This is a genomic window from Rhodospirillaceae bacterium (assembly GCA_016722635.1).
Lineage (GTDB): Bacteria > Pseudomonadota > Alphaproteobacteria > JAEUKQ01 > JAEUKQ01 > JAEUKQ01.
In genome coordinates this window covers 194,470-215,964 of sequence record JADKIX010000010.1, presented here as the reverse complement: position 1 = coordinate 215,964, position 21,495 = coordinate 194,470, and the positions used below count along the sequence as shown (strand labels likewise).

Sequence of the window (21,495 nt, the reverse complement as noted above, 5' to 3'; positions counted from 1 at the left end):
TCTTATATATTCCCTTCGGATGGTTTCTTAACTGATGGAGAAGTGGGTCTGAAAGGTTGAACGGTTAATTGGTGGTTCAAGGGGCCATGCCCCTTCCCGAAACCGGGTGCTTGTAAGATAGCGTGCCAAACAAAGGCGCGAGCCTGTTCAATCGCTTCCTTAAGTTTCAATCCTTGTGCTAAATATGTGGCAATCGCAGCAGATAAGGTACATCCCGTCCCGTGAGTGTGCAGTGTTTTGAGGCGGGGACTTTTAAAAATTTCCTTTTGGCCGGATTGAGTGATCAATACATCGTAAATATCGTTTTCAAGCAAATGGCCGCCTTTAAGTAATACCGCTTGCGACCCGAAAGACAAAAGATCTTTAGCCGATTCAAGCATATTGTCGACATTTTTAATGGTTCTGTTCAACAATAAAGCTGCTTCCGGAAGGTTGGGGGTAATCAAATAAGCGTGAGGAAATAATTTCTGCGTTAAACTTGAAATAGCGGAAGGATCCAGCAAAACCGCTCCACCTTTGGCGACCATCACCGGATCTACTACCACCGGTACATCCAAGCCAGATATTATATTTACCAGCATATCGATCATACCCGCATTCGCAAGCATTCCCGTTTTGATTGCATCCACTCCTAAATCGTCAATAACCATTTGGATTTGCCGCTTCACAAAAGATTCAGGTACCGGGTATATCCCCTGCACTGCTTGGGTGTTTTGGGCGGTTAAAGCAGTGATGGCAGTCATGGCATAGCCGCCAAGCGCCGTAATCGTTTTAATATCAGCTTGGATGCCAGCGCCGCCGCCTGAGTCAGAACCAGCAATTGATAAAATCCGCCCTTTAGGAAATATGGGTTTCATCGGCATATCGGCAAATAGTTTGTTGGATATTTTTTAATAATTTATCTGCTAATTGCCCATCCTCAGCCTCCACCATTATCCGGATGACTGGCTCAGTTCCTGATTTGCGGATAACCAATCGACCCTTTTTCCCTAATTGGTTTTGGCTTTTATCAATGATTGCTTGAACATCTGGATGATCTAATACCTGCTTATTACGATAAGGAATGTTAACCATTTTCTGGGGTAACACATGGTAAAGACCGGTTAGGCTACTGGCTGGGACATTTTGTTGCCACAATACGGTTAAGACTTGCAAGGCTGCAATAATGCCATCCCCGGTGGTCGAAAAATCGGATAAAATAATATGGCCGGATTGTTCCCCGCCTACATTGCATTGCATTTTTTGCATCGCCTCCACAATATAGCGGTCACCCACGGGGGTGCGGTGGAATTGCAAGCCTTGCGATTGAATGAAAAGTTCCAACCCTAAATTAGACATAATCGTACCAATGACAGCCTTGCCCTGAATTTTCCCAGCCACCTGCCAACCTGAAACAATGGCGGCCAACACCTGATCACCATTCCATATCTGGCCTTTTTCGTCACAAATAACGACCCGATCCGCATCGCCATCAAGGGCAAAACCAAAATCAGCATGGTTTTTTAAGACTTGCTCCCGTAAATAATTAGGAAATAAAGCCCCGCAATCCTTATTAATATTCAAACCGTCCGGGTTAACGGCCAAGGAGATAACCTTTGCCCCCAATTCGCTCAACAGGGTTGGGGCAATTTTGTAAGCAGCCCCGTTGGCGCAATCAACCACAATCTTCATACCGTCCAAGCGCATAGATTTCGGCAAGCTGGATTTAATAAATTCGATATAACGTTCGGCAGCTCCCTCAATCCGCTTGGCCCTGCCTACCTGATCTGGCCTTACAAGCCTAATATCGTCATGTTCAAGGCGCTGTTCAATAGCTTTTTCAAGCTTATCATCCAATTTATACCCTGTTGCCCCGAAGATTTTGATGCCGTTATCATCAAAAGGATTATGGGAAGCAGAGATCATCACGCCCAAATCTGCCCGCAACGAACGTGTCAGATAAGCAATCGCAGGGGTTGGGATCGGCCCCACTAACAATACATCCATGCCGGTTGATAGAAAACCAGCAGTAATGGCTGCTTCAAGCATATATCCTGATAACCTTGTATCTTTACCAATAACCACCCGCTGATGAGCGGATCGGTTTCTGGTTTCATTGGCAACCACTTGCGCCAATTTTAGCATAAAATCAGCCGTAACAGGCGGAATATTTGCCTTACCCCTCACCCCATCTGTCCCAAATAATTTTTCACGTTTCATCAACACTATTACCCGTCCAACATATGGTTGCCACTATTCATCGTCACAGCTTGCCAAACTTTGTAAGCTTGGCAGGTTTCCGCAACGTCATGAACCCGCAATATTTGTACACCCTGGTTTAACGCCTGTAAACTAATTGCAATCGATCCAGCCAATCTTTTTTCAACCGGTGCATCCAAGCTTAACTTGCCAATCATTTTCTTACGTGATCCGCCCAAAACAATGGGCACCCCTAACCCATGAAACAAACTTAATTCTTGAAACAATTGAATATCGTGGGCCAAATTTTTACCAAAACCAATACCAGGATCGATGCTTAAGCGATTTTTGCTGATGCCTGCTTGCAAACACTTTTCTAAACGTTTTTTTAAATAATCAAAAACTTCAAGACTTACCTGGTTATAAAAAGGTTGTTGCTGCATGGTAGCGGGTTGCCCCTGCATGTGCATCAGAATAACTGATATGTCTGGGTGGCGGCACATAACGTCGATGCTTTGTGTCTCAAAGGTTAAGGCGCTGACATCATTAACAATTTTTGCCCCATGACTAATGCCTGATTCCATGACTTGATGATGACGGGTATCGATTGAAACCAATATTCCACGGTTCGCTAACTCCTGAACAACCGGCATCACCCGTTCCATCTCTAAGGCAGGTTCAACCGGCATTGCCCCCGGCCTTGTTGACTCGCCACCAACATCTAAAATATCTGCACCGGCTTGTTTCAAGGAAACCGCATGGTCTACAGCCGCCTGATAATTGTTATACCTGCCGCCATCATAAAAACTGTCGGGTGTTACGTTAATAATACCCATCAAGAGCGGATTTGAACAATCTAAGCCCGCGAAATGCCGGGGCAAGGCTAATTGCTGCAGTTGGTTTTGTAAAAGCAATGCCAGATCTTTTTGCCGTGGATCTTGCAGGCAATCCATAATATTGACTGATTGTCTTCTAATTTTTTGGTTAGGCAACCACTCAATTATCTCCATCTGGTCAAAATATAATGATGTGTCCGCAAACTGCCAAGCCTTGCCGGGCTTCTTTGGAAAAAGGTAAGGCCGGAAATACATCCGGTCTTTTACTTGATCATCAGGCATCCCTATTACCCTTTTTTACCCCGGCTGCACTTCCGGATTGGCAGGGCCTTTCTTGGTTGGCGAGCGCCTTGCATTACCAGCACTGGGGATGGAGGATTTCGCTCGGGAACTACCGCTGGTATTTTGATCCTCGGTCGTGGAACGGATGGTTTTGCCTGCCAGCAAAGCTAAACATTCCTCAATACTTAAAGTTTCATACTCCAACAAGGCTTTTGCCAATATGTGCAAGTCAGCCAATTTTTCCGTTAAAATTTTCCGGGCGGCATTTTCGCCTCTCTCAACAATTTTTCGCACTTCTTCATCAATCAATTGGGCGGTTGCATCCGAAACATTTTTCCGCTGGGTCACAGAATGGCCTAAGAAGACTTCTTCCTCATTATCATTGTAACGAAGTGGTCCCAAGCGTGAACTCATCCCCCATTCTGTCACCATGCTTCTAGCCAAAGCTGTTGCCATCTTCAAGTCACTCGAAGCCCCACTGTTTAAGTGATCTTCCCCATATATTAACTGTTCGGCAACTCGCCCGCCAAAGGCTATAGCAATCTTTGACTCCAACCAATCGAGGGAATAATTCAAACGGTCACGCTCAGGCAAGCTCATCGTTACACCTAAAGCCCTGCCCCTAGGGATAATGGTAACCTTATGCAAGGGGTCGCTTTTTGGAAGATTTAAGTTAACAACGGCATGACCGGCCTCATGATAGGCAGTCATCGTCTTTTCTTCCTCATTCATGACCATAGAACGACGTTCAGACCCCATCATGACCTTATCTTTGGCACCTTCAAATTCCTGCATGGTCACATATCTGCGCCCATTACGTGCAGCCATAAGCGCCGCTTCATTCACCAAATTGGCTAGGTCAGCCCCAGAAAAACCGGGCGTGCCGCGGGCAATTACCTTGGCATTGACATCTGGCGCGATCGGAACCTTGCGCATATGAACCTTTAAAATTTTTTCACGGCCAACAACATCTGGATTAGGAACAATAATTTGGCGGTCAAAACGGCCAGGCCTTAGTAAGGCTGGATCCAAAACATCCGGACGGTTAGTGGCGGCCACTAAAATAACCCCTTCATTAGCCTCAAACCCATCCATTTCAACCAATAGCTGGTTCAGTGTCTGCTCCCGTTCATCATTCCCGCCGCCTAAACCGGCTCCGCGATGGCGACCAACCGCATCAATTTCATCAATGAAAACAATGCAAGGGGCGCTTTTCTTGGCTTGTTCAAACATATCACGGACACGGCTAGCGCCGACACCCACAAACATCTCAACGAAATCAGAGCCAGAAATGGTGAAGAAAGGCACATTTGCCTCACCTGCAATCGCGCGTGCCAGCAAGGTTTTACCCGTACCGGGGGGGCCTATTAGTAAACAACCTTTAGGTATTTTACCACCCAACCGTTGATACTTTTGCCTATCTTTTAAGAAATCAACGATCTCCTGCAGTTCCTGCTTGGCTTCGTCAATGCCAGCCACATCCTCAAAAGTGATGCGCCCGCTTTTCTCCGTTAACAATTTAGCACGGGACTTACCAAAACCCATGGCCCGACCGCTGCCGGACTGCATTTGACGGAAAAATATGAAACTGACACCGAAAAGTAAAAGTACCGGCAGCCAGGCAAATAAAACACTCAATAACGAATTACCACTTTCCTCAGGTTCGGCTGACACCCGAACACCAGCTTCACTTAAACGTTGGGCTAAGGTCGGATCTTGTGGCAAATAAGTCGTAAAAGTACGACCATCGCTCAACTTGCCCGAAGCTTGGTCGCCTTTGATCAAAATTTCGCTTACCTGGGATTGGCGCAATTGTGCTAACAGGTCGGAATAGCTAAGCTTCAGCCGTTGACTGGAAGTCGTGTTCCCATCAAACAAATTAAAAAGCAATACAAGCACTAAAATAATACCTGCCCATACGCCAAAGTTACGGGTTAAATTCACCTGTCACCATCCCTTCTAATAGGTATCAATTGAAAGAATTCATACCTGAACCACACTAGTTGTTTTCATTATATAATGGTTATCTTGAAAAAAACAATAATCCATCCCATTCCTTAATAAATCTTTCGGATTTTAAAATACTTATTCATTCAGGATACATCATATGCTGGTAACAGGAGGTAATTTTTACTGTAACCTATACCTGTCAACTTAAATCCTGAAAAAAATTTTAGATTTACTCCATCTTCGTTAACGATCTAGCGGTCCATAATACTGCGGAAAAATCTGATAAATTGAATAAAGGTATATGGCAATTGAAATAAGGAACCACTACCAATTGATCTTGCTGATAAATTGCAGGCAACGTTGGGTAAACTTGGCTTGGAAGATTTTTTAGAAGGTATCTTTGAACGGAGCTAAGGGTGATACAATTATTCTTCAGCCATTTTAATAAAGCAGAGCGGCCCAAACTCAACTGACCCATATGGCAAGTCATTTGATCCTTTTTTGCAGCTGAATACGTAACTATGAATCTGCAATCCCATAATTGTTCGCCAAATTCTAATTTTAAGGGTGCTGCAATAGCATGCGGCTCCCGATAAATCATAATTTTATTTTTGATTCCACGCGTTACACAGCATCCGGCGGCAGTTGCGGTTGACAAGGGGACCTGAAGCAGCCTCTGGTATAAATGATTAAGGGTTGAATAACGCACGCTATCCCTGTGCCCTCCTATAATCATCAAACATCTGTTAAGAACGCGCAAAGCAACTTCCGCAGGAGCTTTGTTAAAGAAACCGGTATCTATCATCATATAACCGGCTGGCGAAATTTCTATATATTGTGCCGTTAATCGGCTTAGTTCATCCTCAATCATGGCATTGGCGCGTTGGAGATTGGCGATAGCCAACATAACACGTGGTGCCGAAACGAGCCCTTGGTCAGATAATTGAGGAAAAATTTTGCGGAAACGGGCCCGGAAATAATTATCATCTTCGTTCGTTGGATCTTTAACCCAATCAATTTTTTCCTTTAGTAGAAATTGGCTAATTAATTCTTTAGGGCTGGAGAGCAACGGACGCAATAAACGCACCCCATTCATGTAGGTTATCTGACGCATACAAGATAAGCCCTCAACGCCGCTACCACGTTCAAGACGGTTAAAAAATGTCTCCACTTGATCATCTTGATGATGAGCGGTTAGTAAATGCAGAACGTGATTGTCTCGGCACCATCTGGTTAATAATCGGTAGCGCCATTCCCGTGCTTGGGCAGAAATATTGTTGCCTGATAATTTATCAGGAATGGTTAGGGTATGACAAGGAAGTCCTAGATTCTTCGCCCATTCTGCAACTTTTGTAACCTCATCTTTGGCTTCGGCGCGCAATTGATGATTAACTGTCAATATCGTCAGGGAAGCTTGGCGTGATTGCTTCCAGCGGCAAGCACAATGAAGCAGGGCCATGCTATCAGGACCGCCTGAAACCGCAAGAGCTAAAACCGGGTTATTTTCAAAGGGCTCAAACTGCTTCATACTCTCAGTAAAAGCTTGTTCGAGAAGGTTCGTTTTCATCTTTCAACGCGCGGGACAATTCAAGCGCTGGCGCTCCGACCTCATCCGTTCCAAAATAGTCGGTGTAGCTTGAGGAAACCGTTGTCCAAGAACCTTGAGGGTGGAGCAAGCCTCAACCGTTGATCCCACATTAGAGAAAGATAAAGCCAACTTCAAAAGATTATCCGGAGCTTTCGAACTACCCGGATAATTCTTAAATCCTTCTGCAAAAATTTGAGCCGATCGTTGGTAATCCTTCCGTGCATAATATGATTCACCTAACCAATAGGCAGCATTTCCTGCTAATTCCTGCTGCGGATATAGCTGCAAGAATTCTTGGAAAGCCTGCCCGGCTTCCTCATAATTTCCCTGTTTCAGCAAGGAAAAAGCAAAATCATACTGGCTTTGCATAGTTCCTGACGGTAAAATATTGTTTTGAGCAGGAACCACCGGTACTGGCGGTATGGCAGGAGGCATCGGGCGACTGGAAAAGGGTTTATAAGGTGGGATGCTATCCGTATGTTGCCTACTGTTTTGTCCTGGCAATTGGTTGCCCCAATTTTGTCCGTTTGGTCCGTTTTTTGGAACAAGCAATTCTTCTAGGTTTTTTAAACGGTAATCTGTCTCTTGTTGCTCTTTATCCAGCCTTTCCGCCAACTGGCGCAAGGCGTATCCCAATTCTTCCATTTGGCCATTGACAAAAGTTAACTCATTTTGCAGCTCCTGCAGCCGAATTTCTTGATTGGCCAACAAATTGGAATCAGCTGACCCAGCCAATTGTTGCACCTGCTGCTGCAACCTATTAAAAGCGGCTTGTAACTGCTCAATCCGGGTTGATAAAGACGAAACTGTCGGTTGCTGCGACCAGGCAGGGCTGTAACCCACACCACTTGTGAATAACAGCACCACCACTGCCATTTTGAATAAAGGCATATACCATAAACGGTTTATATCATGTGTCATTTTATCCCTACCTTTTATCCTCGGCAACTGGGATGTTCTCAAAAATATTTTCTTGAACCTTTTAATTACCCGGGACAATTACACCCCGACGGTTTTGGGCCCAAACATTTTCTCCCATCCCCACCATCTCTGGCTTCTCTTTTCCGTAGCTAACGGTACGGATACGGTTAGCAGACACCCCTAAGGCCACCAGATAATTTTTAATTGATGCGGCACGTCTATCCCCTAAAGCCAAGTTATATTCCCTAGTGCCCCGTTCATCACAATGTCCTTGAATGGTAATCCGCAAATCAGGATGCTGCTTTAACCACTCCGCCTGCCGCTTCAAAATCCCTTGGGCTTCGGCATCTAAATCATAACGGTCCGTGCCAAAAAACACCCGGTCGCCAACTGCTTGCTGAAATTCTCCTGCAACACCTGAAACACTTTCCACACCCAAAGAATCACCGGTGGTATTGGTCCCATAAACCCCGGTTGAATGGTTGACAGTTTCTGAACTTCCCTCTTGCTGGGTTGAACCCAATTCACCATTCGTACCCGTACCGTCCGAATTTTTTGATGAACAGCCCACTAACGCTAGTGCTGCAACCAATAAAGTCAAAAATTTTTGATGTGTCATCAATGTCATCTGATTTTCCTTATCCATATAAAAACTTAAAAAAGTGAGGTATCGTTAACGTTTTTCTTATTTACTCATATTCGTTGCAGAATGGAGATGATTCGCCGGAAAGTAAAATCAAATTCCTGAGAAATCATTGATCCAAACTTCAAATAACCCATTTGGTTTCTAAGATCCTTTATTTGCGCAGAGGTGACCAAGCGGGATCAGAAGCGTCAGTTGGTGTTGCAATCTCCCTTTCATAACGCCCCGTGACATCAATCGCCACTAAACGTGAATTACCAGCTGGGGTTTGGCGGAAAAAGGTAATAACCCGACCATTGGGAGACCAGGTCGGCCCCTCAACCAAATAAGAGGTACTCAGAATCTTTTCCCCACTACCGTCTGGACGCATAACGCCTATGGAAAATTCGCCGTCAGCTATTTTGGTAAAGGCAATTAAATCACCGCGCGGCGACCAAACAGGCGTACCGTATCTACCGTTACCGTAACTGACTCGCCTAACATTGCTACCATCGGCGTTCATGGTATAGATTTGCTGTGTCCCCCCTCGATCCGAGTTAAAAACAATTTTACTGCTATCAGGTGAGAAAGATGGGGATGTATCAATCGAGGGATGATTGGTCAACCGGGTTTGCCTGCGGGTGCGGATGTCCATGACATAAATTTCGCTATTACCATCAACCGCCATGCTAATAATCACTTTATTTCCGTCGGGAGAAAAGCGAGGAGCAAAAGTCATACCAGGAAAATCGCCTAATAATTCTTGTTGTCCTGTTTCTAAATTAAACAAATATACCCGCGGCTGATTGTCTGTATATGCCATATAGGTAATTTCGCGTGAATTCGGTGAAAAACGCGGCGTTATAATCAAGACGCGCCCATCACTTAAAAAGTGGTTATTTTCCCCATCCTGATCCATGATTGCCAGTTTTTTCTGGCGGTTGTTTTGAGGCCCTGTTTCCGCAATATAAAGAATCTGGGTATCAAAATACCCATCTTCACCGGTCAGTTGGGAATAAATATTATCCGCAATCTTATGCCCAATCCGTCGCCAATCGCTTGCTGTAGCGGTCAAGGCTAAAGCCACCATACGTTTTTTACTGTTGATATCATATAGATAAAATTCCAACCGTAACCTGCCATCATCCAGACGGGACATTTTGCCAACAACCAATGCTTGTGCGCCAATCGCCTGCCAATCCTGGTAACGAGGGGTATTTTGCAACACCGCCCCTGCGGTTTGGATAAAAGCATTTTTATCGATGTTGCGGAATAACCCGGAACGTCCCAAATCGGCTTGCACAATTCGGGTAATCCTGGCTGCCAAATCATTTTCTGAAGCCTGATCGGGGATAAAATCCGCGATAGCAATTGTTAAAGGTGAAATATTGGGGTTATTAATATTAATCCGTAACGGTTGCTGCGCGGTAGCTATCGCCACCATAGCAACAATATAAATAGTTGAAACTAAGGCCAAACCTACCTTTAAACCGCCGTAAAATTTTGATAAACGGGGTTGCTTTCTTCTTTTTTCCACCATCCACTCCTTTTTTAATAAACATCAATCTGACGTTTGATTAAGGGCTAAAAACCAATTCTAATTCTTTGAAATCCTGATATCTTTCTTTTGGGAAAATAATTTTAGTGGTTTTCCAAACAGCATTTTCAGCATTGCGGACAAAAGTTGCATAATAGCTGTCATTACCAAAAGCAGGGTCAAGTTGTGATTTTAAATTAAAAATGGTGCCATCAGGCCGCAATTGAACCCTGATCACCACTTGGAAGTTTTCATAATTGCGCCCACCGTTATCGGTTGACCAATTTTGATGTATTTGCTGCATAATCAATTTCTGTTCTGCCAAAGATACCGGCTGATGCCGATTGACGTTATTTGTGGAAGCATTTGGGTTGGCTGAGGATAAAACCCCCTCGATTGGTTTAATCGGAACAAAATTTGGCAGATTAATTGCTCGCGACGTTGTAACTAATGGTTTTTCTTGCACAGGCTTACCAGGAGGAAAATCGCGCGGCAAAGGTAATCGTTGGGCAATCGGCTTTATAGGCGTAGGCTTTACAGCAGGCAGTTCGTAACTAGTGAAAGGATTAACCGGATGAGATTCCCTAGTTTCAGTGGTGTCCGGCAACAGTGGGGGGGTAGTATCAGGCACAAATACCAATTGTTGAAGAGGAATAAGTGAATCCAGGATATTTAGAGTTTGGGGATTAGTTACAGATGAATCCGTTTGATGCAATCCAGCGTTTGGATCAACAACAGCTTGATTGAAGGGATCGGTCACAACTGCAGGATCAGAAATAATATCTTGTTCAAATTCTACCGAAACCGACAATTCCAATGTTTTCGGAACTGACTGCGAACTGTTAGGCCATAACAGGACACCCAGTAAAAAGACGTGTAAAAAAACCGAGATGACTTTCGCTTGTATGGAAACTAGGGGACGGTTGGGGGATTCTGTTATCATTTTTCAAGGGGCTGCCACTTGTTGTGCCCGAAGGGTAATGTGGGGGAAACCGGCATTGGTGATGGCGCCCGCAACCTCCACCACGGTTCCATAATCCGTTGACCGATCGCCACGCAAAATGATACGTAAATTTGGCTGCGTTGCCCGGATGGCTTTTAATCTTTCAATTAATTCGGATAAAATAAGCGGGGTTTCCTGAAGGAATATTTTTCCCTCGCGGTTCACAGTGATTTCAACCATTTCTTTGGAAGGATTGATATTTTGCCCTGAAGTTTTGGGCATATCAACAGGAATTCCGGCCGTCAATAAAGGGGCAGTGACCATGAAGATAACCAACAGGACGAGCATGACATCAACAAATGGGGTAACATTAATCTCTGACATCGGTTTGGCATGCCGGTAGGAATTTTTTCTTGCATGGCAGGATGGTGCGGATTGAAAAGCCATTACGATTTCCCCTCTTGCCCCAGTTTATGCAGTACCATTTTTACGGCTTGGCTGGCAAAAATTTCTAACTTCTGGGCGTGATGATAAATAGATGCTGACAAGCGATTATAAGCCAAAACTGCAGGGATGGCTGCAACCAATCCGAAAGCAGTTGCCATCAAAGCTTCAGCAACCCCAGGCGCTACAATTGCCAAACTATTATCTTGGCTGGCTGCAATTGACATAAAACTATTCATAATGCCCCAAACTGTTCCAAACAACCCAACAAAAGGCGCTACAGATCCGGTAGAAGCCAAAACCGATAATCCCTTTTCCAGACTGGCAATTTCTTCTTGCAACATATAGGAAACACGCTTTTCCAAACGATTCTCTGTTTCTGTTAAGGAAACTTCTCCATCATTGGCAGCCCGTACCGTGTTGTTGATATAATCCCATTCAGCTAAAATCCCTTGGATTATTTTCGAACCTGTGCCCGATGGCAACAATTTAATCGCATCAATCAATTCTGCCCAAGTGGGGGTATCAACCAACAACAGTCGGAAAACATCTAAATTTTTATTAAAACGCCGCAACCCCATGGTTTTATCGGCAATAATTGCCCAGCAACTGATGGAAGCAAAGATCAATAATACCATCACGGTTTGTACAATAAAATCGGCTTTTAAGAACAACTGGATAAAAGACCAAGATTGCCCTGTTTGGGCCAATCCGATGGACAGGGCATCTACCTTATTGGTGGCGGAGGTTAGGATTTGGGGATCCATGATGAATTTCCTTTGTCATAGATTTCAATGATTCGGGGCAAAAATCAGCAAGTTTCTGGCGCAAAAGCAGAGGAATCCGGGCTACTTGAATTTTTCCTGCTTCAACACATGCAAGAATAATCTTAATCTGAACAAGATGTTGCTGGTTGCGAATAATTTGCTGTTCCATCCCGATCATCGCCGCTCTAACTTGGCTGATCTTGGTTTGAACAACCAACATATCATCCAAAAATGCCGGAAGCATGTAGTCAATTTCGCATTTGCGAACCACAAAAACCACACCGTGTTTTTCAGCAATCTGGGAGGGTGATTCGTGTATATGCCTAAGATATTCGGTGCGGGCACGTTCAGCATACTTTAAATAATTTGCATAATAAACGACACCCGCCGCATCGGTATCTTCATAATAAACGCGGTAGGAAGAAAGGAAGGGAGCGTTACTCATCTGCTTCCCCCTCCATCTTGTCATCCGGCAACGGAAAAGCGAATTGATCGGTATGGACAGTACCTGCTGCATGAGGTGGAGTTAACCCTAAATAGCGGTATCCGCCTTGTGTTAATGTTCGCCCACGGGATGTCCGTTGAATAAGGCCCTGCTGTAACAAATAAGGCTCTACCATTTCTTCAATCGCATCGCGCTGTTCGGACAAATAAGCAGATAAAGTTTCGATGCCGACAGGCCCCCCATCATAAATACCCGCGATACAATTCAAATATCGCCGATCCATATTATCCAACCCGTTCACATCCACATCAAGTTCCAATAATATTTTATCAGCAATACGCCCGGTGATATTTTCAATGCCGCGAATTAAGGAAAAATCCCTGATCCGCCGTAACAATCGGCCGGCAATGCGGGGTGTCCCCCGGCAGCGTTTAGCAATTTCAGTTGCTCCATCAGGACTTAACGAGCAATTTAAAATCTTGGCCGCACGCCGCACAATGGTTTCCAATTCGCTTAAAGTATAAAATTCCAAACGCAGCGGAATGCCGAATCTTTCCCGCAATGGGGTCGTTAACAAACCAGCCCGGGTAGTTGCCCCAATCAGGGTAAAAGGTGGTAAATCAATGCGAACGCTTCTGGCAGCAGGGCCTTCGCCGATAATCAAATCTAGCTGGAAATCTTCCATCGCCGGATAAAGCACTTCTTCAATCGTCGGGCTAAGCCGATGGATCTCATCAATAAACATAACATCCCGGGGTTGCAAGTTGGTTAGCAAAGCCGCTAAATCTCCGGCTTTGGTTAATAAAGGGCCTGAAGTAGCCCGGAATCCAACCCCTAATTCGCGCGCCACAATATGAGAAAGGGTAGTTTTACCAAGGCCAGGGGGGCCATAAAATAAAATATGGTCTAAGGCTTCCCCGCGCTGGCGGGCCGCTTGGATAAAAATTTCTAAATTGGCACGCAACTGCTTCTGTCCGACGAAATCCGTTAGGAATTGCGGGCGAATAGATGATTCCACCTGATCTTCGGGTAACTGTTGCACACTGACCAGACGCTGTTCCGTCATACGCTTAACTCAGCTAAAGTTTTACGAATAAGGGCACTTAAAGTCCAAGTTTCAGAAATATTTTTTTGGGTCACCCGTTGAATTACCTGCACGACATCAACACGCCGGTAACCAAGATTTACCAAGGCAGAAACAGCATCCTCCATCATCTGTGCTGGCAGCAAGGCAGATGATTCCTGATTTTCCTGGATCGTTGATAAGGGTGCAGCAGCTAAATCCCCAAGAATTTTATCTTTTAGTTCCATAATAATCCGGGTGGCCAACTTGGCGCCGATCCCGTTTGCCCGCATCAGTATCGTCTTTTGGTCATGATGCACCGCTTGGCCGATTTCTTGGGCATTTAACGCCGATTGTATCGCTAAAGCTGATTTTGGCCCCACCCCTTGGACAGATGTTAATAAACGGAAGACCGCCCGCTCTTGCTCGGATCCAAAGCCGTATAAATGGATATGATCTTCCCGTATATGGGTCTCCACAAACAAATGTAGCTTTTTGGCCAGCTGGGCAATTGCCAAAAATTTGCTGGAACAAAAAACCATAAAACCTACCCCCCCCACATCGATTACTAAATGGTCAACCCCGATCGAATCAACCTGGCCCGATAATTTTGCAATCATACCAAACTCCGCACTGCTGTGGCAGACCAACGTTGTAATGTACCGGCACGATGAGCATGACAGATAGCAACAGCCAACGCATCCGCGCTATCCGGGGTTGTTAGCTGAAACCCCGGCAATAAAAACTTGACCATTAATTGCACTTGGTTTTTATCAGCGTGACCCGCCCCTACAACCGAGCTTTTTACCTGGTTAGCCGGATATTCCGATACGTCAATCCCAAGCAAAGCTGGGGCCATCATAACAACCCCGCGCGCAAACCCCAATTTTAAGGTAGTTAGGGGGTTTTTATTAACAAAAGTTTCTTCAACCGCCGCATTCTCAGGCCGGTATTGTTCAAGCACAGCCTTTAAGGCCAAAGCCAGATAAGCTAGTCGATTGGCCATGGGTTGATCCGTAGGCGGGTGGATGGTGCCGTCCGCAATGTGCTGCAGATGGGAACCATTGCTCTGGATAACCCCCCAACCGGTATGCCTTAAACCAGGATCTAAACCAATAATCCGCATTTGCTGTCCTATCATCCCTTTGCCGTAGATTAAGTTTCGTCAATTTCCGCATTCATAAAAATAGCTTGGACATCATCGCTATCTTCTAAAGCATCCATCAATTTCATCAAACTTTCGGCTGTTTCTCCACCAACTAAATTAGTGCTGTTGGCAATCCAAGACAATTTTGCTTCTTTGATATTGCCGATCTTCTTTTCTAATTCATCCCGCACTTGGCCAAAACTCTCAATGGCAGTTGTAACATAATGATGTTCCTCATCGGATTGAAGATCATCCGCCCCAATCTCTAAAACAATTTCTAATAATTCATCACCACTGATCTGATTCTTAGGAATAGTGACAACGCCCTTACGTTGAAACATAAAAGAAACACTGTTGCTTTCCCCCAGATTGCCACCATGCTTATTAAAAGCTGTGCGGATCTCTGATGCCGTCCGGTTCCGGTTATCGGTTAACGCCTCCACAATAATTGCAATCCCTGCAGGACCAAATCCTTCATAACGGACGGAGTCGTACATCGTGCCATCTTCATGGCCTGCACCGCGTTTAATTGCCCGATCAATCGTATCCCGCGGCATGTTGGCGATTCTTGCCGATGTCACCGCTGCCCGCAGCCGGGGGTTAATACTTAGATCTACCGCCCCTTGCCGAGCGGCAGTCGTTAATTCCCGAATTAATTTGGTGAAAATTTTTGCCCGCTTGGCATCTTGAATGCCTTTGCGGTGCATAATATTTTTAAATTGCGAATGACCTGCCATTTTCTCTAACCCTAATCCATCACACCTATCATCAACGATAGCTTGTTATCTATTGCTTATACTGAGAACCTTATGCACTTCAGCGTCTCAGCTTAGTTTGCGGTTCATATTACCGTTTTACTTAAGCCCTGTTCTTTGAAAAAAGCAATGGGTTAGATAAGATAAAAAGTTAGAGGATTGCCTGCAAATCCGTATTTTGTAACCGACCGTCCAGCCGTACCGGTTGAATTATTTTGGCAAGCCCTGTGGTAGGATCTGTTTCAATAAAGACGCCACATAAAGTTCCTTGCCCTAAAGCAGGCGTCAAGCGATCGGTTGGCAATTTCTTAGTAAAACGTTGAATGGGTGCTGTTTTATCCATACCGATCACCGAATTGTAATCCCCGCACATACCAGCGTCGGTCTGGTAAGCTGTTCCCCCAGGTAAGATTTGGGCATCAGCCGTCGGCACATGGGTATGCGTACCCAAAACGGCAGAAACCCTGCCATCCAAATAATGCCCCATGGCCATTTTCTCACTGCTGGCTTCCGCGTGGAAATCCACCATAATGGCCGCAACACTACCCCCCAACCGCTGCATAGATAATTCTTTCTCCACCGCCGCAAAGGGGTCGTCTAAAGTTTCCATATATAACCGGCCCATTACATTAATAACCAATATTTTCTCGCCTTTAGGCGTTTGATGGAGATAACTGCCCTTTCCAGGCGTGCCCGGCGGGAAGTTGGCTGGCCTTATCAATCGAGGATCTTTTTGGATCCCAGACAATGTTTCTTTTTGATCCCAAATATGGTTACCAGTCGTAATAACATCCACGCCTAACTGATAAAATGCTTGGCAGATTTGTCCCGTAATGCCGAAACCTGCAGCGGCATTCTCGCCATTGGCAACCACTACATCTAATTTCAGCAACTTGCGCAAATTCGGCACATGGCGTTCTGCCACTTCCCGTCCGCTGCGACCGATAATATCGCCCAAAAACAATAAACGCATTAAAACTTCCTACATGGTAAATTCATTATCTTATTCACTTTTCATTACCCGTTATTATTTACCCTTGGACGTTTCGTGGTAGAAGGTAGAATAGGGATAACTTCCTCCTCCGTAATAACCACATCCAATTTCTGATCATATCTATTCGTTGGTAAAGCCTTCGCTTCCTGACAAGAAAAACCGACACCCACAATATGGACCAACCGGTGGCGCCTTAAGAAATAAATGGTCCTATCATAATATCCGCCGCCATATCCCAAACGGTTACCTAAACGATCAAAAGCCAATAAAGGCACTAAAATAACGGCAGGGAAAATTTCCGGCATATCGGCCGAAGGTACAGATCCTCCCGGACCATTTGGTTTAACTAAGGAGATTCCAGGCTGCCAAAGACGAAAAATTAGGGGATATTCTTTATTAATCACCACCGGCAATCCCACAGCATTACCCTCTTGATGCCAATATCCCATTAATTCCCGTGGATCAACTTCTCCATTAACAGGCTCATATCCCGCCAATACATCCCCTTGGCGATTGCTTAAATAGCCTTGTAATTGCTGGGTAATTTTTTTATTGAGTTCTGTTGCCTGAGCACCCAATTGCTGCCGTATGGACTGATAAAGCAATCGCAACTCTTGTTTTCGGTTTTTTGATGTTTGCGGCATTTTTGTCTTTTATTATTCATTAAGAGTTTTCATTCATGAGAAAAAATCCTAAGGTCAATATTATTCTCATCTTCTGAGGATAATCGCTGTTTTCTTTCTGATTTGATGGTACGTTATTTGCATGAAATGAGCGCCCTTAAAAAATCGATCTGTATCTTTACAAAAAGCCTTGCCGCCTTTTAAATATATGGGTTTTCGTATTGTTATAAGGTAGAGCCGCTACTGCCGGTGACTACTATTTCTTCTGTGGCCCGCGACATGCAGGTGGGCACCATATATCAGAACCACGATCCTGACAGGGACAGCTCCCTAGAAGATAATATAGGCCTCAGGAATATTGAGCCTATCGCACAGAGCAGCTCTTAGGAATACACTCTACCGCTTCTCTAATTTTTCAGCAAGGCTTTCGATACGTTTAATTAATTTTTCTACTATTTCCATCAAACCAACCACTTTTGGATCAGGGGACCTCGCGGTTTTTTGCTCGCTACCCCGATTTTCATGTAACTCATTTATCAGCAATAATCCTGTTACGATCAACAACCGATTCTCATCCATTGCACCAGAAGATTTTCTTAATTCTTGCAACCGCAAAGAAAACTCCTGAGCTAGTTTTCTCACATGATCTTCCATCCCATTGTCACAGGAAATATCATATTGGTGATCCAGAATATTAATTTTAACCGTGCTCATTAATTGTTCCTTCGCATTTTATCTCTACCTGCTTTTTTTATGATTCCATCAGGCCTATTTTATCTAAATATTTTTAAACAATTCTGCGGCTATGACCTTAAAAGAAATTTTTGTTGTTGTAAGTTTTTCTTTTCTAAGGTTGCTATCATCACTTTTTTATCAAAAAATGGTTATTGCCGACGCTGTTTCAAGGCAGGATTTCCCTATTTTTTGACCGCTTGACCGCAACAAAACGGCTAATCGCTTATGGATTAGTCATAATGGGTTTTATCTGGATCATCGTCTTATTGCAAGGGGCAAGCCTTCTTCTGGCATAATTTTACCCCTGATACCGGGATATAAGCATGACATTTATCGCAATCCAGCATGTTTTCAATTTTTTGTGGCGATTGTTTTGCAGAATACCCTTTTTGAAATAAAGCCCGTAATCTCAATGATCTTTTCCAAAAAAACCATCCGGCAACAATACCGATAATGAAAATGATTTTCAAAAGATTTGCAGGAGTTATCATTCTGGTTTCCCAAAGAAGTTAATGACAATATAATTCAATATATATAAAGTTTGGCAATCATTCTATATTGTTTTATTATTTCTTGATATCAAAAAATAAATCACCCAATTTTGAGTTTTGTATGGTCAGATATGCCCCACCCATTCGAGAAATGACCTTTGTTTTGGAAGAAATAGTTCAGCTTCCGGAAATTCTGGGGTTTCAGAATACACACAAAAAAGGCCTGCCGAAATTTGACACTAGTCGTTTTGAACAAGCCCAGCGTTTTGCAACCGAGTATCTTTTGCCCTTATCGGAACCTACCAAAATTGAAGAAAGTATTTATCATGATGGGCAAGTTATCTGCCCACCTGGCTTTGATCGGGCTTTTCGGGAATTCTATCAACAAGAATGGTTGCTGCCACTAAGCAACCCGAATGTTTCAACCCCTATCAATTGGTCCTTGCAAGTTGCCTTGCAAGAAATTTGGCATGCAGCTTGCCCCTCTTTAGCTTCCATCTGGATTTCCACCATCAGTGCCTTAGATGCCATCAAACAATTTGGCAGTCCCGCCCTTCAGGAGATTTTTCTGCCAGCCCTTTCTCAGGGAAAAATGACGGCTTCTATCGATATTACCGAAGAACAAGCGGGCTCAGATCTTCGTGCCATCAAAACCCGGGCTTGGCCTGTCGGTAATCATCACCGGATTAGCGGCCAGAAACAATGGGTAACGTATGGACAACATTCTTTAACGGAACAGAAAATTCACTTAACTTTAGCTAAATTGCAAGGCAGCCCGATGACGGGGGACAATTTATCTTTATTTATGGTCCCCCAATATACCGGCACACCCCAAAATCAAGAGTTGCCTAATGATGTGTTTTGCCAGGGCTTGGAAAGTAAATTAGCGTTAACCGGCTGCCCTATTTCGTCTATCAATTTTGGACCGCAAGCAGGCGCTATTGGATTCGCCCTCGGTGATATAACGAAAGGTCATTTTTACACCGAGCACATGTTACAAACACAACGATTACTCGTTTGCACCCAAACATTGGGGATATCGGAACGGGTTTATCAGGAAAGTGTTTTTTTTGCGCGTGCCCGCATCCAAGGGCAGGCCCATAAAAATTCAGGCAGTGTCCCCATTATTATGCATCCCGATGTCCGTCGCGTTTTAATGACAATGCGCTCGCTGATCCAAGCCATGCGTAGCGGTGTTTATTTTGCAGCTGGCGCCCTTGATCGCGCCCGGAACCATTTTGACCCTGCCGAACAATATCGCTACCGATCCTTATTTACGTTGTTATTACCGATATTAAAAAACTGGTGCAGCCAATATTCCATTCAGATCACCACCCTTGCCATGCAAATTCATGCAGCCGCTGGCAATAGAAAAGATTCGGCTATCCTGCAAAGCCTGCATAATGCTTTTGCGTCCTTAACCTTCGGGGGAACCAACGGGATGTTAGCGCAACAGGTTATCACCAGTGAATTACTGGAAAAGAACGGGGCTTCCGTCCGGATATTTTTAGATGGCATGCGTGAAACTATCCCCGCCTTAACCCGTGAATTGACGGAAGATGGAGCCTCTATCCGTTTTTCACTCGAGGCCGGTATTGATGCCTTAGAAGAAACAACCGATTGGATTTTGGAAAATTACCGCCAAAATTCCGCACGAATTTTGGCCGGTGCCAACCCCTATATCCATTTATTCGGGACAGTCTATATGGGTTGGTTGTTAGCGGAGGGGACGATCGCCAGCAAGCGGTTACTAGGCATGGCAAAAATTGATCCGGCTGTTCATCAAAACAGGCTATTGATTGCCAAATTTTATGCTGACAGTATTTTACCCCAAGCTGAGCAAGATGCCATTACAGTGATGGGGGGATGTTCCTCGATTTTGGAATTACCGATCATTTCTTTCTGATTCTTTATAATACATAAGGGTAATTCAAATATAGCCTTTTTGACCGACACTTGATAGGATAAACCCATGATTTTCACCCCTTCTTTTATTAAAAAATCCACAGCTCCCTTTTCAGCAAATGGCCAATTTCCAAGCACCCGCTTAAGGCGCAACCGCCTACATCCTTGGTATCGCCGATTATTGGCAGAAAATACTTTACAGGCAACTGACCTAATTTTACCGGTCTTTATTCATGAAGGTAGGGAAGACCAAATACCAATACCTGCAATGCCGGGCATCCATCGATTATCCCTTGATCATCTATTAAAAACCGCTTCCCAGGCAGCCAAACTTGGCATTCCGGCGATTGCCATTTTTCCGGTGGTACCTACCGAGAAAAAATCTGATGATGCGAAAGAAGCATATAACCCCAACAACCTTTGCAATCAAGCCATTCGGGCAATTAAAAAAAATGTGCCTGAAATCGGCGTAATTTGTGACGTTGCGTTAGATCCCTATACGCCCCACGGCCATGATGGATTAATGATCAACGAAGAAATTCATAATGATCAAACCGTTGAAGTTTTGTGTAAGCAAGCGTTAGCCCAGGCAGAAGCAGGGGCAGATATGGTCGCACCCTCCGATATGATGGACGGTCGCATTGGCGCTATCAGGCAAAGTTTGGATCAATCAGGCTTTATCAACTGCGCCATCCTTTCCTATGCCGTCAAATACGCGTCTTCTTTCTACGGCCCCTTCAGGCAAGCGGTAGGATCAGCCAGAGCTCTTGGCAAAAAAGACAAAAGAACATACCAAATGAACCCCGCCAACAGTGATGAAGCCTTGCGGGAGTGCGATTTGGATATCAAGGAAGGTGCAGATATTTTAATGGTTAAACCGGGATTGCCTTATTTGGATATCCTATACCGCGTGAAAACCACCTTCCAAATGCCGACTTTCGTTTATCAAGTGAGTGGCGAATACGCCATGATCCAAAGCGCTGGACAAAACGGCTGGGGGGATTCAACAAAATTAATGCTGGAAAGTTTGCTGGCCTTTAAAAGGGCAGGTGCCAATGCAATTCTGACCTATGCAGCCCTTGACGTGGCAAGTAAGCTGGATCAATTAGAGATGTAACCCAGGGGTTAAGAGTTTATGTCTATATTCCCAGGTTTGTCCCTATCGTTTTCTTTGGGCAAAAGGTCATGAATATCTAGCCAATCAGCTTTGTTGCTCAAAAAAAACAATCTGTTTTCAGCACCTATTTTACTGTCTTTTTAAGAGATCCC

21 protein-coding genes and 1 other RNA gene are annotated in these 21,495 nt (G+C 44.5%); 2 read left to right on the top strand and 20 right to left on the bottom strand.

What is annotated here, in order from left to right; genetic code table 11:
- Nucleotides 1-2: 2 nt before the first annotated feature.
- The 20 genes from thiD to IPP67_05155 all read right to left on the bottom strand — a co-directional run bounded on the left by thiD (nucleotide 3) and on the right by IPP67_05155 (nucleotide 17,809).
- Complete coding sequence (gene thiD / locus IPP67_05250) at nucleotides 3-857, bottom strand: bifunctional hydroxymethylpyrimidine kinase/phosphomethylpyrimidine kinase (GenBank protein ID MBL0338576.1); 855 nt, start codon at nucleotides 855-857, stop codon at nucleotides 3-5.
- On the bottom strand, nucleotides 838-2,199 hold the full coding sequence (locus tag IPP67_05245; protein ID MBL0338575.1) for a phosphoglucosamine mutase: 1,362 nt from the start codon (nucleotides 2,197-2,199) through the stop codon (nucleotides 838-840). Before IPP67_05245 ends, thiD begins: the two co-directional genes overlap by 20 nt.
- Before the next feature lie 8 nt (nucleotides 2,200-2,207).
- Nucleotides 2,208-3,296, bottom strand: coding sequence for a dihydropteroate synthase (folP, locus tag IPP67_05240; GenBank protein ID MBL0338574.1), 1,089 nt, complete (start codon nucleotides 3,294-3,296; stop codon nucleotides 2,208-2,210).
- A gap of 15 nt (nucleotides 3,297-3,311) precedes the next feature.
- A complete protein-coding gene (ftsH, locus tag IPP67_05235; GenBank protein MBL0338573.1) occupies nucleotides 3,312-5,240 on the bottom strand; it encodes an ATP-dependent zinc metalloprotease FtsH in 1,929 nt (642 codons plus the stop codon).
- 235 nt (nucleotides 5,241-5,475) lie between these two features.
- Nucleotides 5,476-6,813 (bottom strand): tRNA lysidine(34) synthetase TilS, encoded by a 1,338-nt coding sequence (gene tilS / locus IPP67_05230; GenBank protein ID MBL0338572.1) that lies wholly within the window; start codon nucleotides 6,811-6,813, stop codon nucleotides 5,476-5,478.
- Nucleotides 6,814-6,816: 3 nt separating this feature from the next.
- Nucleotides 6,817-7,755 (bottom strand): tol-pal system protein YbgF, encoded by a 939-nt coding sequence (ybgF, locus tag IPP67_05225; protein MBL0338571.1) that lies wholly within the window; start codon nucleotides 7,753-7,755, stop codon nucleotides 6,817-6,819.
- A 61-nt stretch (nucleotides 7,756-7,816) separates the two neighbouring features.
- Complete coding sequence (pal, locus tag IPP67_05220; protein MBL0338570.1) at nucleotides 7,817-8,374, bottom strand: peptidoglycan-associated lipoprotein Pal; 558 nt, start codon at nucleotides 8,372-8,374, stop codon at nucleotides 7,817-7,819.
- 178 nt (nucleotides 8,375-8,552) lie between these two features.
- Entirely contained in the window at nucleotides 8,553-9,917 is a 1,365-nt protein-coding gene (tolB, locus tag IPP67_05215) for a Tol-Pal system protein TolB (protein MBL0338569.1), read from the bottom strand.
- Between the two features lie 37 nt (nucleotides 9,918-9,954).
- Complete coding sequence (locus IPP67_05210; protein ID MBL0338568.1) at nucleotides 9,955-10,857, bottom strand: cell envelope integrity protein TolA; 903 nt, start codon at nucleotides 10,855-10,857, stop codon at nucleotides 9,955-9,957.
- A 3-nt stretch (nucleotides 10,858-10,860) separates the two neighbouring features.
- Complete coding sequence (locus tag IPP67_05205) at nucleotides 10,861-11,304, bottom strand: ExbD/TolR family protein (protein MBL0338567.1); 444 nt, start codon at nucleotides 11,302-11,304, stop codon at nucleotides 10,861-10,863.
- Nucleotides 11,304-12,068, bottom strand: a complete 765-nt coding sequence (locus tag IPP67_05200; GenBank protein MBL0338566.1) for a MotA/TolQ/ExbB proton channel family protein — start codon at nucleotides 12,066-12,068, stop codon at nucleotides 11,304-11,306. Before IPP67_05200 ends, IPP67_05205 begins: the two co-directional genes overlap by 1 nt.
- On the bottom strand, nucleotides 12,034-12,513 hold the full coding sequence (gene ybgC, locus IPP67_05195) for a tol-pal system-associated acyl-CoA thioesterase (protein MBL0338565.1): 480 nt from the start codon (nucleotides 12,511-12,513) through the stop codon (nucleotides 12,034-12,036). The genes IPP67_05200 and ybgC overlap by 35 nt, the downstream gene beginning before the upstream one ends.
- Nucleotides 12,506-13,579: a Holliday junction branch migration DNA helicase RuvB gene (gene ruvB / locus IPP67_05190; GenBank protein MBL0338564.1), complete on the bottom strand. Its 1,074-nt coding sequence runs from the start codon at nucleotides 13,577-13,579 to the stop codon at nucleotides 12,506-12,508. The genes ybgC and ruvB overlap by 8 nt, the downstream gene beginning before the upstream one ends.
- Nucleotides 13,576-14,196 carry a Holliday junction branch migration protein RuvA gene (ruvA, locus tag IPP67_05185; GenBank protein ID MBL0338563.1) on the bottom strand — a complete coding sequence of 207 codons (621 nt, stop codon included), beginning with the start codon at nucleotides 14,194-14,196 and terminating at the stop codon, nucleotides 13,576-13,578. The genes ruvB and ruvA overlap by 4 nt, the downstream gene beginning before the upstream one ends.
- A complete protein-coding gene (ruvC, locus tag IPP67_05180; protein MBL0338562.1) occupies nucleotides 14,193-14,717 on the bottom strand; it encodes a crossover junction endodeoxyribonuclease RuvC in 525 nt (174 codons plus the stop codon). The genes ruvA and ruvC overlap by 4 nt, the downstream gene beginning before the upstream one ends.
- 14 nt (nucleotides 14,718-14,731) lie before the next feature.
- A complete protein-coding gene (locus IPP67_05175) occupies nucleotides 14,732-15,460 on the bottom strand; it encodes a YebC/PmpR family DNA-binding transcriptional regulator (protein MBL0338561.1) in 729 nt (242 codons plus the stop codon).
- Nucleotides 15,461-15,629: 169 nt separating this feature from the next.
- Nucleotides 15,630-16,451: a TIGR00282 family metallophosphoesterase gene (locus tag IPP67_05170; protein MBL0338560.1), complete on the bottom strand. Its 822-nt coding sequence runs from the start codon at nucleotides 16,449-16,451 to the stop codon at nucleotides 15,630-15,632.
- A gap of 44 nt (nucleotides 16,452-16,495) precedes the next feature.
- A complete protein-coding gene (locus tag IPP67_05165; protein MBL0338559.1) occupies nucleotides 16,496-17,116 on the bottom strand; it encodes a 5-formyltetrahydrofolate cyclo-ligase in 621 nt (206 codons plus the stop codon).
- A gap of 209 nt (nucleotides 17,117-17,325) precedes the next feature.
- A non-coding RNA gene (gene ssrS, locus IPP67_05160) (6S RNA) lies at nucleotides 17,326-17,481 on the bottom strand.
- Between the two features lie 10 nt (nucleotides 17,482-17,491).
- Nucleotides 17,492-17,809 carry a cell division protein ZapA gene (locus tag IPP67_05155; protein ID MBL0338558.1) on the bottom strand — a complete coding sequence of 106 codons (318 nt, stop codon included), beginning with the start codon at nucleotides 17,807-17,809 and terminating at the stop codon, nucleotides 17,492-17,494.
- Between the two features lie 633 nt (nucleotides 17,810-18,442).
- On the opposite strand from IPP67_05155, the gene IPP67_05150 reads away from it, so the two are divergent.
- Nucleotides 18,443-20,227 (top strand): acyl-CoA dehydrogenase, encoded by a 1,785-nt coding sequence (locus IPP67_05150; GenBank protein ID MBL0338557.1) that lies wholly within the window; start codon nucleotides 18,443-18,445, stop codon nucleotides 20,225-20,227.
- A gap of 66 nt (nucleotides 20,228-20,293) precedes the next feature.
- Complete coding sequence (gene hemB / locus IPP67_05145) at nucleotides 20,294-21,343, top strand: porphobilinogen synthase (GenBank protein ID MBL0338556.1); 1,050 nt, start codon at nucleotides 20,294-20,296, stop codon at nucleotides 21,341-21,343.
- Nucleotides 21,344-21,495: the final 152 nt, after the last annotated feature.

What these genes read in the sequence shown, in the direction of transcription:
- thiD (MBL0338576.1), bottom strand. Translation starts at nt 857, where the DNA reads ATGAAACCCATATTTCCTAAAGGGCGGATTTTATCAATTGCTGGTTCT.
- IPP67_05245 (MBL0338575.1), bottom strand. Translation starts at nt 2,199, where the DNA reads ATGAAACGTGAAAAATTATTTGGGACAGATGGGGTGAGGGGTAAGGCA.
- folP (MBL0338574.1), bottom strand. Translation starts at nt 3,296, where the DNA reads ATGCCTGATGATCAAGTAAAAGACCGGATGTATTTCCGGCCTTACCTT.
- tilS (MBL0338572.1), bottom strand. Translation starts at nt 6,813, where the DNA reads ATGAAAACGAACCTTCTCGAACAAGCTTTTACTGAGAGTATGAAGCAG.
- ybgF (MBL0338571.1), bottom strand. Translation starts at nt 7,755, where the DNA reads ATGACACATGATATAAACCGTTTATGGTATATGCCTTTATTCAAAATG.
- pal (MBL0338570.1), bottom strand. Translation starts at nt 8,374, where the DNA reads ATGACACATCAAAAATTTTTGACTTTATTGGTTGCAGCACTAGCGTTA.
- tolB (MBL0338569.1), bottom strand. Translation starts at nt 9,917, where the DNA reads ATGGTGGAAAAAAGAAGAAAGCAACCCCGTTTATCAAAATTTTACGGC.
- IPP67_05210 (MBL0338568.1), bottom strand. Translation starts at nt 10,857, where the DNA reads ATGATAACAGAATCCCCCAACCGTCCCCTAGTTTCCATACAAGCGAAA.
- IPP67_05205 (MBL0338567.1), bottom strand. Translation starts at nt 11,304, where the DNA reads ATGGCTTTTCAATCCGCACCATCCTGCCATGCAAGAAAAAATTCCTAC.
- IPP67_05200 (MBL0338566.1), bottom strand. Translation starts at nt 12,068, where the DNA reads ATGGATCCCCAAATCCTAACCTCCGCCACCAATAAGGTAGATGCCCTG.
- ybgC (MBL0338565.1), bottom strand. Translation starts at nt 12,513, where the DNA reads ATGAGTAACGCTCCCTTCCTTTCTTCCTACCGCGTTTATTATGAAGAT.
- ruvB (MBL0338564.1), bottom strand. Translation starts at nt 13,579, where the DNA reads ATGACGGAACAGCGTCTGGTCAGTGTGCAACAGTTACCCGAAGATCAG.
- ruvA (MBL0338563.1), bottom strand. Translation starts at nt 14,196, where the DNA reads ATGATTGCAAAATTATCGGGCCAGGTTGATTCGATCGGGGTTGACCAT.
- ruvC (MBL0338562.1), bottom strand. Translation starts at nt 14,717, where the DNA reads ATGATAGGACAGCAAATGCGGATTATTGGTTTAGATCCTGGTTTAAGG.
- IPP67_05175 (MBL0338561.1), bottom strand. Translation starts at nt 15,460, where the DNA reads ATGGCAGGTCATTCGCAATTTAAAAATATTATGCACCGCAAAGGCATT.
- IPP67_05170 (MBL0338560.1), bottom strand. Translation starts at nt 16,451, where the DNA reads ATGCGTTTATTGTTTTTGGGCGATATTATCGGTCGCAGCGGACGGGAA.
- IPP67_05165 (MBL0338559.1), bottom strand. Translation starts at nt 17,116, where the DNA reads ATGCCGCAAACATCAAAAAACCGAAAACAAGAGTTGCGATTGCTTTAT.
- IPP67_05155 (MBL0338558.1), bottom strand. Translation starts at nt 17,809, where the DNA reads ATGAGCACGGTTAAAATTAATATTCTGGATCACCAATATGATATTTCC.
- IPP67_05150 (MBL0338557.1), top strand. Translation starts at nt 18,443, where the DNA reads ATGGTCAGATATGCCCCACCCATTCGAGAAATGACCTTTGTTTTGGAA.
- hemB (MBL0338556.1), top strand. Translation starts at nt 20,294, where the DNA reads ATGATTTTCACCCCTTCTTTTATTAAAAAATCCACAGCTCCCTTTTCA.